The following is a 16,681-nucleotide window of genomic DNA, read 5'->3' as shown; positions in this document are numbered from 1 at the left end:
GGGTACATAGCCTCTATCTAGAGTATACCAAGGCTTATTCATGAGCCAAGATAGATATGATCAAACTTGGAGAATTTGAATTTGATCGTTGTGAACGTACTGTTCTGAGTACTAATTATCTATATTCTCTTGTTTCCTCCTAAAAGGATATTGAAGATAAGATGATGCAAATTTATGAAAAGTTAATACCTAGGTCATGTCCTAATACTAATGACGATTCCAATAAGATAATAAGTTCGGTATACTGTAAGATGATTCTATAAATGGATTGAGTTCAAAATCTATTAATATTAATAATCGAAATCGTAATAGAAAAGATACCGGTTTTCATTATTACAGAGGAGGGTTTGATACTCTCCGGGATGTTTGGGAGAACTAATGTTATTTTGATTACAAGTGAGATTTATTATTAATTAGCATCTTTTGTCATTTTTACCCCGTATAGGTATCTTAATAACGTAAACAAAGTTTCGATTGAATAACTTAAGTAAATTATTACACTGGTATTCTAAAGTAAATCAAGATCTCCAATATGTCTAAATACCAAACTACAACAACTATCAAAGGTGGAAGTGGATTTACTTGTACAATATGATAAGTATGTTTGAAAAACTCTGTGTCGTACACATGATAATTGAAATATTTTCTTAAACTCGATTTGGAACGAAACGAGAGTGAAGAAAAGAATTACGATGAATTTCTCATTCTTTGGGACATAGTCTGTAAGAATATTTGCAAAGATAATGTATTTATTCTATTCAATGTACATCGATTAGGTCAACTAGCAATCAGATGTCTTCAGAAGAGTCCCTAGGATTAGTTATTTGAAGGTTATTGATCTGAATATCAAAGTGCGATTCATATTTCGCAATAGGTCGTAAATTAAGAAACAGAATCTGTCTGTAATCAACAAAATATTGCTATATTCTTCAGTGATTTACAAGCTATACAATATTTATACTGTGATAGAGAAGCTGTTATCGGCCAGCTCCGTGTTTGGCCTTTCTTCTCTACCTCAATAATGACCTTCGGTGAACGGAACAGAAACCCGGGTCATCCTTTTTACTGATCTTTTGTCAACATTTTATTTAAAGAATGACTATCAAAATCATATGAATTCATAAATCAATCGATTATGATACTTCAACATATCTTCAAATTCTAATCGAGGAGAACTGCATAAATAGTGTTTTCTAATATGTAAGGGTTCGACCTAACATAAATGCGTCTGGTGATACTAATATAATCTCCTCTTTACAAATATAACCATTCTGTTGTATAGTTGTGTTCCAAATTCTTTCTTGGATAGACCAAGGTGAGTATAAAAGGGTGTTAGAAAAGGATGACAATTACGTTTAATAGCCATGTTTTTCATTGAAGATCATCAGATATTGCAATGACCATCGTTATACGTTCTGATCAAGACTTTACAACTTTATTGCAGAGCTCCCTTCGAGCAAGATATGAAAAAAGAAGAAGAACGGAAGATGAGGCAGTGCATGTATCAGATATCCTGCCGTCATCTTGTCTCAGGAAACAGTATTACGGCCGAAAATTTCCGGACTATGAAATGATAACAGACGAATCTATCCATCATTTTATTAGGGGAGAGTCCAGTGAATTCGTCATTACAGATCTCGCCAATATGGGTGTAGCACAAGCTGATCTGGAATTCGACGGTTTAATAGCACATCCAGATATTTTGGACAGAGATGTAATAATCGAATTAAAGGATACTCAGAGTACAGTAAGATTGGATATCACAGATCAACGATTCAGGTCGTATCTTAGACAGTTACTTTACTATTTGACCATAACCGGTATAGAAAAAGGGATCATATCAATTAGGTACAGCAATAGGGAAATGAGGTGGATCAAATCAGATGAAAAAGGGGATTATTTTTTCAGACCTTTCGATGGTAAAGGTCCTCGCATCGAAAGCTGGTCAGTTTTATTGCCTAAAGACGATATAGCTAGGGAACTTTTAAAAAACGAAATGATTCGAAGAAAGAATCTTTTTGTAAAGGCCCTTAACCAAAATGATGTGTCTATACTTCCTCGGATCAACAGGAATTTGAGAAACAGCAAGTGCATGCACTGTGTGTTTTACGATAAGTGTATGAACGTTGATGGGGAAACTGATCTGGCTGCTAAAATGGCAGATGAAATAGATTTGTTGGATATTCCCGGACTAGTGGATTTCAAGCCCTTCTTAAAATAATTTTTTTATACATTTAATACATAAGGTAATTTCTACGAAAGTTAACCATATTATGGTTTTTAGGTGTATTGTAACGATGTCTGGACATTTGACAATGCTGTTCAATTCAACTTTACCTACTAATGCTCGAATATCACTAAAATACCAAAATAGTATCTAATTTTTCATAGCTTATTCAAACGGGTATGAGGTGTTCGGCAATTGACTGAGTGGATGCTGGATAAATTAACTATTTAGTACAAACCAGATGTATACACACATAATAGTTATTGATTCTTGCAAATAAACTTGGTCAAATACTTGTTAAGATTATAAATGATGTTTGCTTAATTATTTTATGTGTTGTGACTATGAATTACCCCTAAAAAAAGAACAGGAAAAAAAGATAATACAACGCACTGAACCTAAAAGTGCAGAAGAAGAACCTATTGCTGCCTAGATATCTATATTTTTTATTTCCTACGTAAATGTGATACTTCCTATCGTCTTCTAAATATCTATGCAATGATCTAGCGATTCATTTCTGTGACGAGTATTGTTACTATGCTGTGTAGTATATATATGCATTTAATATCGACATAATCATCATTACAAACAATCGAGTTGTCGATTATGAAAAAAGTCTTGAAGTAGCTAGCAATTCAGATTTGTTCAAAAACATAGATATGTAAAATGCTATCGCACGTCTACTTGCAGCATTTCTTATCCTATGCAGTCTTCCATATCCTTGGGAATAATCTCCTGATCTAAGCGAATCCAAGTAACCTAATTAACATCACAATCCAAATACATCAATACCTTCATTCTTTACTCAAATTCAATTTTGTCGAATAAACTAACAATACATTAACCGATTAAATCATTGTAGCATAAGAAAATTACAATAAAGATAACTATGGAATTAATTCAGTATCAATTGAACTAACTCGAATATATCTTATTAGCTATATTAAATCATGAATAAGAAAAATATTAGTAAAACGTTGGTTTATACCTTTGTTGCATCTTTCACACTGAGTTCGATCATGCTTTTAGACAATAATAGTGCTTTTGCCTTTTTTGGTTTCAATCTCTTTGGAACAGGTGAGGAAGAACAAGCCTCTTCTTCAACGACTTCTCAAACCTCTTCTTCTTTGCAAAATGCTCAATGCCATTCTCCTACAGCTAGTATCATAAACTCTTGTAACTCTGGAGATTTATCAGATGCTGAAAATACTGGGTACAATACATTTGGACAATAGCAGTATATGATACCAAATCTCTTTTCTTTAAATTAGAAAAAGGGTAAGTTATTCTTGAGTTGTCCCGATGCACTTGTCATAAGAGTATTGCTAAATAACTAATTTTTTCGTACGTTTAGTGTAAAGTGTGGTAGTACCCATTTTCACACATTTCTTTAAAACATCCATGTTTTTTTATTATACTTTTTTTGGTGCCTTTGTGATCTGTGTAGCAGTATCTAATATGATGTCCTCTTTTTTACGAATTATTATATAATGAAGTCTAATTCTTTAATCGAATTTGATGACCCTCCCCAATAAACAGATATGCCATGTAGTAATTGAATAGAATCATTTATTCATAAATTATAGATTTATTAATACAGTTAAACCAATTCCATTAAATAATATTCTCAGTAATAATTGATTAATTTAGAGTGTATAATCCCTCTGCGTGATAAAAGCTAACAATCAACAAATTAAAAGGATCATGAAATATCCTATAGTGTTATAATTCCCTTATCTAGTAACAAATGTTGGAATGTCGCACCAAAAGTCGTCTAGCACGTTTCCGAATACACATTTGATCTGTCTTGAATCTCCAATGTCGGGTGTAATGCCTATGGGATTTTCAATCTTGTCTAAAGCATATGCTAGCACTGATTTTACCTTTTGATCGATTTGTTCCTTACTTGCAAATGGATTAGCAATCTCGGTAATACTATTATTATTCGCCTGAGCGACTGTACTGTTAATTTTTACATATCCGATTGTAGAGGATTTGTTAAAATCATCGAGTATCGATGTTATTAACGTATCTTTAGCATTGATAAAATCAGTTGCTGTACCAGTCATCGTGTATGTTGTTTCAAAATATGTGCCTACATAACTAGCTCCATCGGTAACGGTAAAGTCGGCTTCTGTAGTTTTTGCAACTTTGATGTTGTAATTTGACTGTGCTATCACTGTTGGTGTGGAAGCACAAAAAATCAGACTACTTGACACTAGAAGGACTCCAAGTATAATAACTATCTTTAAATTGATTAGCATAAACTAGTTCAAAAAATGTTGAATATAAAGATATCATGCAATTCTGTTCTTACTGCAAAAAGTTTGATGGTTATTAGATTTCATTTTTCAGCAACAAAAGCAATCATTATCGATCCCGCATGAGCTTCAATCTGGTATGTTTGTGGAAAGATACAAGCTATGTGTGTGCTATGATATACGTATACTAATTTGTGAACAAAATCGCAAAGCTCAAGTGTCATTATGTCTGCCCTACATATCCCGTGACCTTGAATTTCGGTCAAATTCATAACCGAGGAAGTTCTTACTGATCCTAACACGATTTAGTATTCTAGGAAGATATCTGTCAATCCTTTATCTATATTTCATATCCAGGTCTTAGTTGGATAATACCATTGGGTTATAAACCTTAATTAACTGTGTGCAATAGTATATTTGTGTGATCTATCACATAAAATCATTAAAAATTCTCACATCATTTGTGATCGCTGGATGTATATTATCTTTGGCAGGAGCAGATGCTTATGCATCATTGGCACCTATGAATGATTATGAATATGGCTACGGTCCCATTGCAAGTTTGAATAACGACTGGATTTTAGCTGGTGGTTATATGGGTTATAGCAATCCTTCAAACCTCTCAGATTCGGGTTTTCATGCTACATTTAGTATGGTTTTAAAAAATGGAACTGCATACCATATGCATCAGATTTCTAATGCAACTCTTGAAGATGTAAGAATGGAAGGTAATAATACAATTATGGAAGGATCCATAACCGTAACTATGAGGGATGGTCCTGTTTCTAATGTGCCAACTACATGGACAATAAGTAATAATAATACTATGGCCATATCCATGGATCCATCAAAGATCAACGATCACTTTGGTGATACTCCGATTTATGGTATAGTACAAACTCCTGAAAAGGAAATGGAATTTACAAATATGATGTCTCAGGATTCTGCCTTTATGGACAAATGGATTCCTATCATGGTACAAAATACAATGAGTGCATTAAAAATTGATTCTGGAAATATGTCTATGATGAGTCAGCCATTACAGAATCAGTCTGCGAATTAATATTGGATAAGGGTTGTTACGCTGTTAATTCGTTAGCTTGAGTATCAATATTTCCTAGCCCTTTCACTCAAACAAAAAGCTCTTCAGAATCGAAAATGCTGTTCAAGACAAGGAAGTATGAACTCAGATTACCCAGAAGGCTATGCTAAACTAGACACTATAATTCCGGACTGACGTAACTCTATCTCCTTTTTTTATATTAATGCATCTCAATAAATATCTATATTGTCATTTATATATTGTAAAACAATTATTGCAATTGGCGCGATAAGGATTAATCCCAGAATGTTAACCATAATAGCCATAGATATTAATCTTGATCTGCATAACTAGCTTAATTCTGTAAACATTTTAATGCAAGTTCTTTAATAACACCTGTCAAATTGCATATAACTGTTGATGTGACTAAATGATTATGTTTATGATGAAATCAACTTGCAAATCTAGTTCAATAATAAATTAAACATCTTGGATACTAACTGGAGCACAATTTTCCTTTCAATTGGGTTTGATTGACTATATTATATCTTTAAATATTTCAATTTAAATGTCATAGTATTTATGAACACTCGTTTGTTTTTCAAATTTAGTTTGATGTCTTCTCTGTTGACTTTTGTTTTTTTTGTACCAGGTCATATCGAACCGTCTTTTGCCCAGCTACATGGAATGCTAGGTGGTCATGTAGTCAATATAGAGAACTATCAATTTCAAAATACCATTGGCTGTAGTGTAACCATGCAACTTACAGATTCTCCTCCAAGTATGGTTGTGTTATTAAGTTCAGATTCTAACCTATGTAATACATTTCTGACCTCTTTTCAAAATAACTATCTAGTAGTATCAGAAGTGTCGTTCCTACTTAGCCCACCTCCATCACCGAGTGGTAATTGGAATGTCCCGGTTTTTACCGTATTCTCTGCCACAATATACGAGTAATCGAGTTCATCGATTTTCCATTCCAACCGAAGACGATATAAAAGTCTCAAATATGGTAAAACAAGGAGTTTAATCTTCTATTTTTTGTAAAATATTCGATTTTTTGCATGCATGGCCATGCATCTAATTTCATTGGATTTGTTTTTCCTTGCGAGTGTTAAATATGTCATCTAGTTGACATGTTGCCTTGCCTTCTTGTATTTTCTAATTGGATTAAACATTACTAGGAATGTCTTTTTATATTTAGCGGCCTTCTTCTACTACAGTATAATAGCTATAGCACTACTTTATTTTCCTAACGTGGGATATATCATATCAAGTACTTGAAATGAAATCAAATAAAAAAAGTGTTAGAGCAGCTATCGTAGCACTCGCAGGAATAGTTACGATCCAAGCAAAAATGATCCTCCTTCCTATATTCCACCTCACGGCAGACAATCTTCGAGATGCTCCAACTCCCATTATTGCCCCTGAAATGGCATGAGTAGTACTTACTGGTATACCAAGCCAGGCCATTAATGCTAGTATTACTCCACCCCCAGTTTCGGCACAAAAGCCCTGATAGGGTTTCAAGTCTGTTAACTTGAATGCCATTGTTTTCACTATTCTCCATCCACCAAAAAATGTTCCTAATCCCAAAGCCAGTGCTGCGCTAAATATCACCCAAATAGGTACAGTAAATTCGTCAGACTGTAGGAAGCCTCCGGCTACAAGTAAGGCGGTTATAACACCCATAGTTTTTTGGCCGTCGTTTGCACCATGGGTTAAGGAAAAAAATATCGATGAGCATATCTGCAATCTACCAAATATCTTATTGACAATCTGTGCTCTCTTTCTTTTAAAAATAAATATCAAGAACATAACCAAAAAGAATGCCGTTAAAAATCCCATAGTGGGTGAGACAACTATAAAGATTATGGTCTTTATAGTACCTTCTACAACCACAGATTGCATTCCACCTGAAAGCAATGCAGAACCAAGCAATCCTCCTATTAGCGCGTGACTACTTGAAGAAGGCAAACCAACATACCATGTTATCAAATTCCACACTATTGCTCCAATCAGTCCTGCAAAAATTACCTCAGTAGTAGCAAATTCAGGGTTGATAATTCCTTTTCCAATGGTTGCAGCAACGGCAGTTCCAAAAATAAAAGGACCAACGAAATTTGTAATAGAACTGATTGTCACAGCTTGTAGTGGTTTTAGTATTCTACTGCCTACCACTGTAGCTATTGCATTTGCGGCATCATGAAAACCATTGACGAAATCAAAGATGAGGGCAGAGACAACTGCTGCAAAAGTTATGTATAGCAATTCCTCTCCCATGTATGTGCTTTATCTGAACTGGTTGATGAATTATATCTTTTTGTGTTTTGAATTTAAATTTTTAATAAAACATGAAATTGTCTATTATCCATACTTTAATACAATATTCTCTACAATATCTGCCACGTCTTGACATTTATCCAACGATGACTCGAAATTCTCGTATATTTCTTTGAATTTTATTACTTCGATGGCATTATCATTTCTTTCGAATAATTCTGCTATTGCCTTTCTATATACACTATCGGCTTGTTGTTCATATTTCTTGAGGTTTTTGGAATGAGGTAACAACACAGATACGTTTTTCTTTTGATCTAAGATTCTTGTAATCAAGTGTATTTCTTCAGTGGCTAAATGTAGGATTTCTGACAGATTTATCATATGGATAGTAGGATTCCTCATGTTGAAAAGTAATATGCGATCAGCTATTCCTTCTGCATAATCAAGTACTTCATCTATTGCACTGACAAGAGCGGCAATATCCTCTCTATCTAGAGTGGTCACAAATGTTTGAAATAGGGTAACAAACAATGAATGCGTAATATTATCCCCTTCGTGTTCCAGTTTTTTAATCAATGAAACTTTTTCTTCGCAAATATTTTTTTCCTGACTTTCTATTACAAGTTCTACTAGATAATTTGAAGCAACAACTAAGTTTGATGATTGTTTCTCTAATAACTGGAGAATCGTTTTATCATTCCCTTTTATCCATGAAAGCCATTTGTTGGAAACCACCTAAAGTAGGAAAAGGTAATTAACCATTTATCTTTATCTCATTAATAATACAACTTATCAATACCTTATTCAAAAATTGTGTATAATTTGGTAATAAATAATGATGAATGAAAGGGGATGGGCCTCTGGTCTTTTGCCCTGATCGTTAAGTTGAATAAAAGACCTGAAACCAGCTGATCTAAATTTAACAACCAAGCTAATCACCATGGTTTAAAACTGATTCATGATTAAAAAGCTTCTTGTATTAATCTAATTGTATTGCTTCTTCTAAAGTATGGCCTTTTCTACCATTAATTCGGGTCTTTTGAATTTGAAATATTCTAACCCGGGAAAAAAGACGTATTTTTGATTTTCATTTTAGAAATACATAAAAAGACTATTCAAAATATGTATCATTTTCCCCCTTCAATAAGATGAATCGAAAAATATTAACTTGCCATTAAGAAAGGATAGTAAAACAATAATCATTCATACGAGGGGATAGAATTTGGGTTCAGGTCATGCTACTTTGTTTTAACAATAAATCCATACAATGATTTTTCAACTTGTACAAATCCCGGTATCTGTTTTTCTTTGTTAAAGCCTAAATACAAATGAGTTCTTGTAATAAATATTTAATTTGGTAACAAACTATTGTCTCTAATTTTGCCATTATTGATTACCATTTCGATATCCTTGATACTACTGATATTTTCCAGAGGATTAGATGAGAGAATCAGCAAATCTGCCTGTTTGTCCTTATCAATCGTTCCTGTAGAGTTAGAATGCCTAAGGCCTCAGCGGCATTTTTAGTGGGAATCTGAATAATGTCAAGTAAAGGTATCCTACATCTTGGAGCAATTCCAATTCATGATGTAGGCTTACCTGTTTCAAGTTCAAAATTTAGAATGTCGGTGCCGGCCAAAAGCTTTACTCTACTACCGTGCATTTTTTTGTTAACTGCAAGACTTTGGTCCATAGGTGTTGATTACCTTCGAAATTATCTTTGACCATAGCTTCATACACACTCAATGTAGGATCGACATAGATATTATTTTCGACCAAGGATTCAATCATTTCATCTAATTCGTTACTATTAATCTTTACTAGATCTAACCAAAGGAAATGATTAAATGGGTCATCTCCATACTCAATAAATCTTTCCCTATCCTGAAATGAGAGTAAGGAAGGACTCACTGGTACAGCGTGAGTTAAGAAATCGATGTTGTGGCTGGCTGCATCTTTCCAACTTGTAGAGAATAAATGACCGATTACTTTAAGTTCCAACGAGTGGGATTTATTTATTGCTTCCTTTACTAAATCAGGTGTTAGTCCAACGTATAATTTGATAAAATCAACTCCTTCATTTGCTTGATTAGATATCTTCTCAGCAACCTCTAACGTTGAATTAACTTTTGCTTCCACAAAAGATATTGAGATGTTTGGTGAACTCAACAACCTTCCAGTCGTAAAGATTTGAGGGGCCATGGCTTTTTCAGAGGACACATTATTTTTCCAGTCAACAGATTGTTAAGTAGGGCCGCGAGGATTTCTGATTGTTGTAATTCCAAAAGCTAAAAGCTTGTTCAACATATCTTTTGAATGTTCTTGGTTAAAAGAGTTTTTTTAACACCTGCTATATGTGCATGCATATCAAATAATCCCAGCATAACATATTTGCCAGAAAGGTCCATCAAATTGGAATTGGGATGTGTTTTCAGAAATTCATATTTACATAAACTGTCACTGTTCACTATATATAATGTTATTACTACCTATGATTATTGATGATTGTATGTTATTTTAGGTTACCGTTAATAATATTACTATTATATAGTATCATTATCTCGTTTGTTTCTTTTGTATTATTATGACTGGAAATTATTTTGTTTGGATGCGAAAGTAAAAAATCTGATGAAGATTTTTTCTCTACGGTGAGTATCGAAAGATTCAATTTCTTGTGCTTTAACTATATCAAATATATTGAAATTGAAATGACCAATAGAAAAGACAATAATTATGGTAAAAAAGTTTGCAAATAATCTTTTAGGCTCTGTTCATTTAACGATAAACCTATAGCTTGAAGATGTCCTATTTCTTTTATGATTAGCAGAAACAGAACACCTTCAAGGTATGTGTATTATGGCTTACATTTGTACTTTTCAGGTTTATCTTTAAGAAAAGCCTCGGAAAGATTGTCTCAGATGTATAAAAGAAACCATGTCTCCATCTGGAATTGGATTCAAAAATACAGGCCTCAAAAATTGAAAGCATCAAGAAGAAGAATTCTAGAATATATTGTAGACGAGACAATGTTGAAGGTAGGGTCAGAATACATCTGGCTTTGGGTGGCGATAGAGCCTGCAAACAGACAGATCCTCGCACTTTCTATATCCAAAGAGAGAAACATGTTTGTTGCAGAAAGATATCTTTCTAATTTGATCAAAGTTCATGGAAAGCACCCAGTTTCTACAGATGGTGGGACTTGGTATCCCATGGCTTGTCAGTTTCTCAAACTCGATCACCATATTCATTCTTCTTACGAGAAAAGTGTAATCGAAAGAACGATGCAATATATCAAGGATAGAACCGAAAGTTTCGATGATTACTTTCCTTGTAGAATAAAGAACTGCAAGTTAAAGCATGTACGGAATTGGCTGCGGCTCTTTGTAGACTATCATAACAATGAAATAAAACATGTTAACTGAACAGAGCCATCTTTTATAACAACCACTCAGGGATTTTAACATTATTATCAATTTGATACACTCGTTGCGATCATAATGACTGATTTCTAATTATTATATGTGCATTATTGCTCTATGCTTAGTTGTGGTAAGAGGTATCTTTAAATCACTAAGTGATTTCATTTTAATCATCGCGACTTTATCTTGCAATCTCGTAACTATTACTTGTATTGCTCTGGATAATGTTATGAAGCATTGAAAGAACCTTTTCCATAACAGATGAAACCAAAGAATACTTGACACATTATTCCATGTTCTTTAAATTCGCTGACAATGATTTTACAACTCTATCATATACCTTTAAGGAACAACGAAGGGACAAAACAATATCTAATCAGATTTTTTTTAATTTTCATAAAAATTTCTTATCTAACATGTAGCGGACAATTAAAAGATGTGATCAATGCTATCTATATTGTCTCGATTTTTTGTTGATGTATACAATGAAGGATATTAATTATGAGGTCGTTTAATAATTAGGGGGGTTAAAAACGGATGAATGACTACGAGTTTTATGAGAATTTAACTGTATCCTGTGAAAAATGTGGCAATGAAAAGTCCTATTTATGGTTTGATAAAAACGATAAGGTATATTTGATTAGTTGTGACTGGTGTGGTGTTAATGAGAAATCTGAGGGGATGTCAGCTCCTGCTGTAAAGGGTAAAAAACAGATGTTTTGTTGTGAAGGGTTCAAAGAATTTTCAAATGAAGAATTATATCTAGATAAAAACCCAAGAGTATTTGAGGTAAGGAGAAAACTTTTTTATCATTTCGAAAACAGTAAGAATCCCATAGTTGAACAAATAAAATTCTGTCCTTTTTGTGGGGTGAAGTTTGATGTTGTTGGAGTGGGGTTAGATAACTAAACGATGTAGTTTATTTTTTTCATTACCGTTAGTGTGTAAAATGTTTGGATGAAAATGTTTAGATCATGTGTCTTGAGGTTATCTCCTTATTTTGAAATTTGGATTGTATGGTTATGCTACTATCAATACTACTAATACTTTATAGCTCAATCTGTTAGATGCCAATTATTTTTGATATGTTTTATATTATTTGGTCTACTACAGGTGTTATGCCCGAACAACAGAAAATAGATGAAACTATAGAAGCTTCAAGGAGTTCAAATAAGAAAAAATTATCAAAAATTGAACAATCCTCTACATCTTTGGAAAATCAGAGAACATTTGACTCAGATGGAGTAGGATCAGAGAATATTACGGATTCAAGTCTAGAAACTCAAGATGAGGAATTAAATGCTTGATCGAGGTTCGCTTGATTAAAAGTTGTTAAATGATAAATTGTGATGACTTTTCTCTAGGAAATCATTGATCAAACTTTTTGCGGTTTTCCTAAACGCGACTAGAATTCAATTGTCGCTGGGACCGTAGCTATCATACAATTGAAAACTGTATCTTCTCCTTATAATCAAAATGGAATTTGAAATCAAAGTATCGATACCTGATACTTCATGTTAACACTGTCCGTAGGATATTTCAAATGTCTAATAGATTAATATGTTCTTTATGCGTATTAACATTAAGGAATTTTGAAAAAATGAATTCTAATTATGTAAAGCGAAATGATTTCACTAAATCAGTAGAGTATGATGATAAAGAGGATATCTATTATGTGAAATCAGCTTCTACAGGAGAGAGGTACAAGGTAAATAAACTTAAAGATACCAATCATTGGTTTTGCACATGTAAAGGATACTTGTATTCTGCTGGAAACCCCAAGAAATGTAAACATACACAAAGGATTAGAGTAATCGATCAGTTGTATAAAAAATATGCTGATAAGATTACCAATATCGGTTTAAAAGATGAATAATCTTTTTATTTGCAGTGATGTTTACTTTGTGGCCCACTGATTCAAAAACAGGTTTTTTAGACAATAAATTGTGTTATGCTTAGACGGTTCAGATTTTTAATATCTAAATATTATATTTTCGGGTAGTTATATTATCAACCCAACATACGCCTGTAAGAATCGTAATTAATATTCGAGCAAAAAACAAACTATTTCGATTTAAATTCAAAAGTTTTTTCAGAATTAAAGCTTTTTTAGCTCCTATGGCAATAGAATGTATGCCTGAAGTTAGTAAAACAATATTGAATCCAAAAGATGTGGATGTGTTTATATCTGAAATAAGTGATGGGATCTATCGAATTTGTGGTTTAGTTGATACCTATGGAATAACTTTTAATCAGTTCTTAATTGATGATGCTAGGCCCGCCTTAATCCACACTGGACCGATGGGTATGTATCCAAAAATAGAGAATAAGGTAAAGGAAGTAATTCCTTTAGATAAACTCGAGTATGTTGCATTCCTTCACTTTGAAAGTGACGAATGGGGAGGGATGCAATTCCTGCAGAGTCCTAAAGCTAGACTTATTTGTAGTGACCTCAGCTCTAAACTGAATCTTACTGGGTGGTATAATATACCCGTAGACCATATTTCCTTTTGGGATGGCGAGGTCCTAAAAACAGGAAAAAAATCATTAAGATTCATTATGACTCCTCATGTTCATCATTGGGATAGTATGATGATTTTTGAGGAAAACACAAAATCTCTGTTTACCTCTGATTTATTTATACAGCCTGGTATGAACAAACCGGTAATATCAGATGATCTGTCAGAAGCAATGATTTCACTTTATCGGGCGGTTGGTATATTCGCAAGTGAGGATCCAGTACGCAAAACTACAAAGAGACTTGTTGAACTTGATCCAAATATGGTTTATCCAATGCATGGTTCGTGTATCGAAAGATCCATGTTCGGAAGATATGTCGATGCCATTATGAATAACAATTTTGCTTACACCAACATGCTTCTTGGTCAAAAGCTAGAATATGGGTATGGGGTTACTTGATAAGAATCAATCGTGGTGACACCCTGTTTAGTGAACCCTTCATTATTCTTGTTCCTTTTCGAAAGATTTTATTGAATTATTACAAGTTCTATATGTAAGAAAAAAGAATAAGTTGCACTCAACTCTTTTCACTTACAATAACCTTTTGCCCAGCCTACTGCATATCCGTAAGCATATTGTCCTGATTCTGGGTTATAGCTTTGACAATGATCATGATCCCACCAACCATTTTGACAACCAAATTTCCAACTACTAGATTTTCCTTGATATTCAGTGCAGTAATGTGGAGAGGATTTACATAAACCTTTATTCCAACCGACCTTGTAACCGGCAGCAAAAGCATTTGATTCTCCATCTGGATTATATGCGTAACAATGATTGTGATCCCACCACCCTTGCTGACACCCATTTATCCAATCCTGTGACTTTCCAGGATAGTCTCTGCAATAATGCGTTGAGGTTGCTGCATTCGCAGAGTTGCTCATCAACAGCATTGGTGCCATAATCAATGAAGTTGCAGCAAGTGTTACTACAAACAATTCAAAAGTAATTTTCACATATTCTGTAATATTCGACTTGTATAAAAATATTTAATCTAAATTCTAACCATCAAATATTTTGATTCTTATTCAATTTGACAAATAAATTTTATGATTCTGATAGTCGAATTTATAAAATTTATCATGATGGTATTGATGTTATTGGGTATTGAAAGTGGTTTTTTGATATTTGGTTGATACCTTAGAATAAAACGATTCATACCAATACTATGGCAATTTATCTAACGTTATGGGCTTGAGAAGTACTTTGATATATTTGTTTCAATAGAATCCAGATCCTTAAGGTTTTCATCATTACTAAATCCCATAATCAAAACAATTTTGACAAATGTACTTTGATTTCTTAAATTATTGGCCACTCTATTCCCTTCAGATGGCATTATTAGGTCTGCGATAACTAGACAATACTTTTGGGGTTTGTTTTTGAAATGTGTGAGTTCTAGTCTAGGTTCTGTAAAATAGATGGGGTATAACCAGACAAATACAGCAGTCTCTTGAAGGAATGCGCAAGTTCCTAATAATCGTCAATAATCGTCAACTACCATTACTGTTAAAGCCTGGACATTTTTTACAGTATCTTGCATTGTCCATAGATCTTGCATACACTAGTTGGATAATGCAAGCAAAACAGCCTTCTTGTAACATAGTAGATTAATAACTTGCATGACTACTCTATAGCCCCTTGTTTTCTGGTAAATTGACTTTTTTTATCTTATTTTTTAAGTAACCCATGACGTCAAACGTGAGAAAGATCATACAACTAGATGAATTTGTCATAAAGTTTTTCCTGACGAGTAAAGTTTCTGCATTTGCACTGTTCCTATAGTATATTTATGGAGATTTGACTATGCGGGTTAAATCATATCTTGTATGTCTTACAACATCTTGATTTAGGGATTCACCATAAATTTGAGCGAGTAGCATATTGCTCCTAGATTTAGATTTCTTGAAAGAAAGCCTGAATCTCTTGCATGTTCAAAGATCTAAAATCTGGATATTTAAACAATCGATAGCCTTATTGTAATTCACAACCGGCTAAACAAATTTACAATTTTTATAGATATTGGTTGATATTGTGGCAGGCATCATGGAACTGATTTAGAGCCTATCCCAAAATTAACTTTCTATAGATGATTATACTACAAGAGAACTGTGCTAGACCAAGATAGTTTTCATCCTTCTTTTCATATCGTGTGAAGAGTTTCCTAAACCTGTTATGCCATGAATTCGTTCTCTCTACAACCCATCTCTTGGAAGAATATTTCTTACGGTTTGGCATTGATATTTCTTTGCCAATTTCACCTTTCTTCCCTTTTTTCTTCTTGATTGGAATGTGCAGAACATATCCTCGTTTGATTAATTCCTGTTCTTCCTCTGCAGATTTGTATCCCTTATCAAGACACAGATGTTGTAATCGTCGTCGTCGTCGTCTCGATCTGGATAATGATTTTGGTCTTTTTATTACTGTATTATCGACTACATCTGTTACCAGATTGATGTCGTGAGTGCTAGCAGGTGAAATTACAACCGATAGAGGAATACCTTTCTTCTCTGTCAAAATGTGTCTTTTTGTGCCTAGTTTGCTCCTGTCTGTGGGATTATTTCCAGTCTTGGCCCCCCTAAAGATGACTTTATGGATATACTGTCTATGGATTGCCACGTCCAGTTGAGACCAATTTTATCATCATAATCTTTCAATAGTTTGATCCATGCATTTTTAAATACATCCAGTTTATTCCACTCCTGAAATCTCCTGTGACAGGTAGAACCTGAACCATATTCTTTTGGAAGCATCTTCCATTGGCACCCCGTTCTAAGAACGTAAAGGATCCCATCCAGTACTTGTTTATATGGAATAATCGGTCTACCCACAGTTTTTGGAGGCTTTTCTTTAGGCAGTATCTTCTTAAACTCGTCCCATAATTCATCGGGAATCCTTCTGATAGTAGGAAGGGTGTGTTTTGCTTTGT

Annotated in this window: 16 protein-coding genes; 9 read left to right on the top strand and 7 right to left on the bottom strand. The window is 33.7% G+C overall.

Annotation, left to right across the window (positions count from 1 at the left end; genetic code table 11):
- Positions 1-1,396 precede the first annotated feature (1,396 nt).
- Together NFRAN_RS04720 and NFRAN_RS04715 are read left to right on the top strand one after the other, a co-directional pair.
- Entirely contained in the window at positions 1,397-2,221 is an 825-nt protein-coding gene (locus NFRAN_RS04720) for a hypothetical protein (protein ID WP_134483378.1), read from the top strand.
- 956 nt (positions 2,222-3,177) lie between these two features.
- A complete protein-coding gene (locus tag NFRAN_RS04715; protein WP_134483376.1) occupies positions 3,178-3,462 on the top strand; it encodes a hypothetical protein in 285 nt (94 codons plus the stop codon).
- A gap of 498 nt (positions 3,463-3,960) precedes the next feature.
- On the opposite strand, the gene NFRAN_RS04710 is transcribed toward NFRAN_RS04715, so the two are convergent.
- Complete coding sequence (locus NFRAN_RS04710; RefSeq protein WP_134483374.1) at positions 3,961-4,446, bottom strand: hypothetical protein; 486 nt, start codon at positions 4,444-4,446, stop codon at positions 3,961-3,963.
- Positions 4,447-4,909: 463 nt separating this feature from the next.
- On the opposite strand from NFRAN_RS04710, the gene NFRAN_RS04705 reads away from it, so the two are divergent.
- Complete coding sequence (locus tag NFRAN_RS04705) at positions 4,910-5,551, top strand: hypothetical protein (protein WP_145988022.1); 642 nt, start codon at positions 4,910-4,912, stop codon at positions 5,549-5,551.
- A 591-nt stretch (positions 5,552-6,142) separates the two neighbouring features.
- Complete coding sequence (locus NFRAN_RS04700) at positions 6,143-6,487, top strand: hypothetical protein (protein ID WP_172602124.1); 345 nt, start codon at positions 6,143-6,145, stop codon at positions 6,485-6,487.
- A gap of 315 nt (positions 6,488-6,802) precedes the next feature.
- On the opposite strand, the gene NFRAN_RS04695 is transcribed toward NFRAN_RS04700, so the two are convergent.
- From NFRAN_RS04695 to NFRAN_RS04685, 3 genes are all read right to left on the bottom strand, one after another.
- Positions 6,803-7,801 (bottom strand): inorganic phosphate transporter, encoded by a 999-nt coding sequence (locus tag NFRAN_RS04695; RefSeq protein WP_197731125.1) that lies wholly within the window; start codon positions 7,799-7,801, stop codon positions 6,803-6,805.
- Positions 7,802-7,897: 96 nt separating this feature from the next.
- Complete coding sequence (locus NFRAN_RS04690) at positions 7,898-8,548, bottom strand: DUF47 domain-containing protein (protein ID WP_134483366.1); 651 nt, start codon at positions 8,546-8,548, stop codon at positions 7,898-7,900.
- Positions 8,549-9,457: 909 nt separating this feature from the next.
- Positions 9,458-10,033, bottom strand: a complete 576-nt coding sequence (locus tag NFRAN_RS04685; protein WP_134483364.1) for a hypothetical protein — start codon at positions 10,031-10,033, stop codon at positions 9,458-9,460.
- Between the two features lie 596 nt (positions 10,034-10,629).
- On the opposite strand from NFRAN_RS04685, the gene NFRAN_RS04680 reads away from it, so the two are divergent.
- From NFRAN_RS04680 to NFRAN_RS04660, 5 genes are all read left to right on the top strand, one after another.
- Complete coding sequence (locus NFRAN_RS04680) at positions 10,630-11,235, top strand: DDE-type integrase/transposase/recombinase (RefSeq protein WP_134483188.1); 606 nt, start codon at positions 10,630-10,632, stop codon at positions 11,233-11,235.
- A gap of 534 nt (positions 11,236-11,769) precedes the next feature.
- Positions 11,770-12,141, top strand: a complete 372-nt coding sequence (locus NFRAN_RS04675; RefSeq protein WP_134483362.1) for a hypothetical protein — start codon at positions 11,770-11,772, stop codon at positions 12,139-12,141.
- Between the two features lie 158 nt (positions 12,142-12,299).
- A complete protein-coding gene (locus NFRAN_RS04670; RefSeq protein ID WP_134483360.1) occupies positions 12,300-12,539 on the top strand; it encodes a hypothetical protein in 240 nt (79 codons plus the stop codon).
- A gap of 293 nt (positions 12,540-12,832) precedes the next feature.
- Positions 12,833-13,108, top strand: coding sequence for a hypothetical protein (locus tag NFRAN_RS04665; protein WP_134483358.1), 276 nt, complete (start codon positions 12,833-12,835; stop codon positions 13,106-13,108).
- Between the two features lie 257 nt (positions 13,109-13,365).
- A complete protein-coding gene (locus NFRAN_RS04660) occupies positions 13,366-14,151 on the top strand; it encodes a hypothetical protein (protein WP_134483356.1) in 786 nt (261 codons plus the stop codon).
- Positions 14,152-14,279: 128 nt separating this feature from the next.
- Here the strand turns inward: NFRAN_RS04660 and NFRAN_RS04655 are convergent, their stop codons facing one another.
- The 3 genes from NFRAN_RS04655 to NFRAN_RS04650 form a co-directional block, all read right to left on the bottom strand.
- Positions 14,280-14,708, bottom strand: a complete 429-nt coding sequence (locus tag NFRAN_RS04655; protein WP_134483354.1) for a hypothetical protein — start codon at positions 14,706-14,708, stop codon at positions 14,280-14,282.
- Between the two features lie 230 nt (positions 14,709-14,938).
- On the bottom strand, positions 14,939-15,091 hold the full coding sequence (locus tag NFRAN_RS13645; RefSeq protein ID WP_172602123.1) for a hypothetical protein: 153 nt from the start codon (positions 15,089-15,091) through the stop codon (positions 14,939-14,941).
- Positions 15,092-15,816: 725 nt separating this feature from the next.
- A protein-coding gene (locus NFRAN_RS04650) for an IS5 family transposase (protein WP_134485554.1) occupies positions 15,817-16,655 on the bottom strand; the annotation gives its coding sequence in 2 pieces (ribosomal slippage) (positions 15,817-16,322 and positions 16,322-16,655; 840 coding nt in all).
- Positions 16,656-16,681: the final 26 nt, after the last annotated feature.

Origin of the sequence: Candidatus Nitrosocosmicus franklandus, from assembly GCF_900696045.1 — an archaeon.
Lineage (GTDB): Archaea > Thermoproteota > Nitrososphaeria > Nitrososphaerales > Nitrososphaeraceae > Nitrosocosmicus > Nitrosocosmicus franklandus_A.
Note: the sequence above shows the minus strand (reverse complement) of the source record. Positions and strands in the feature narration are given on the sequence as shown.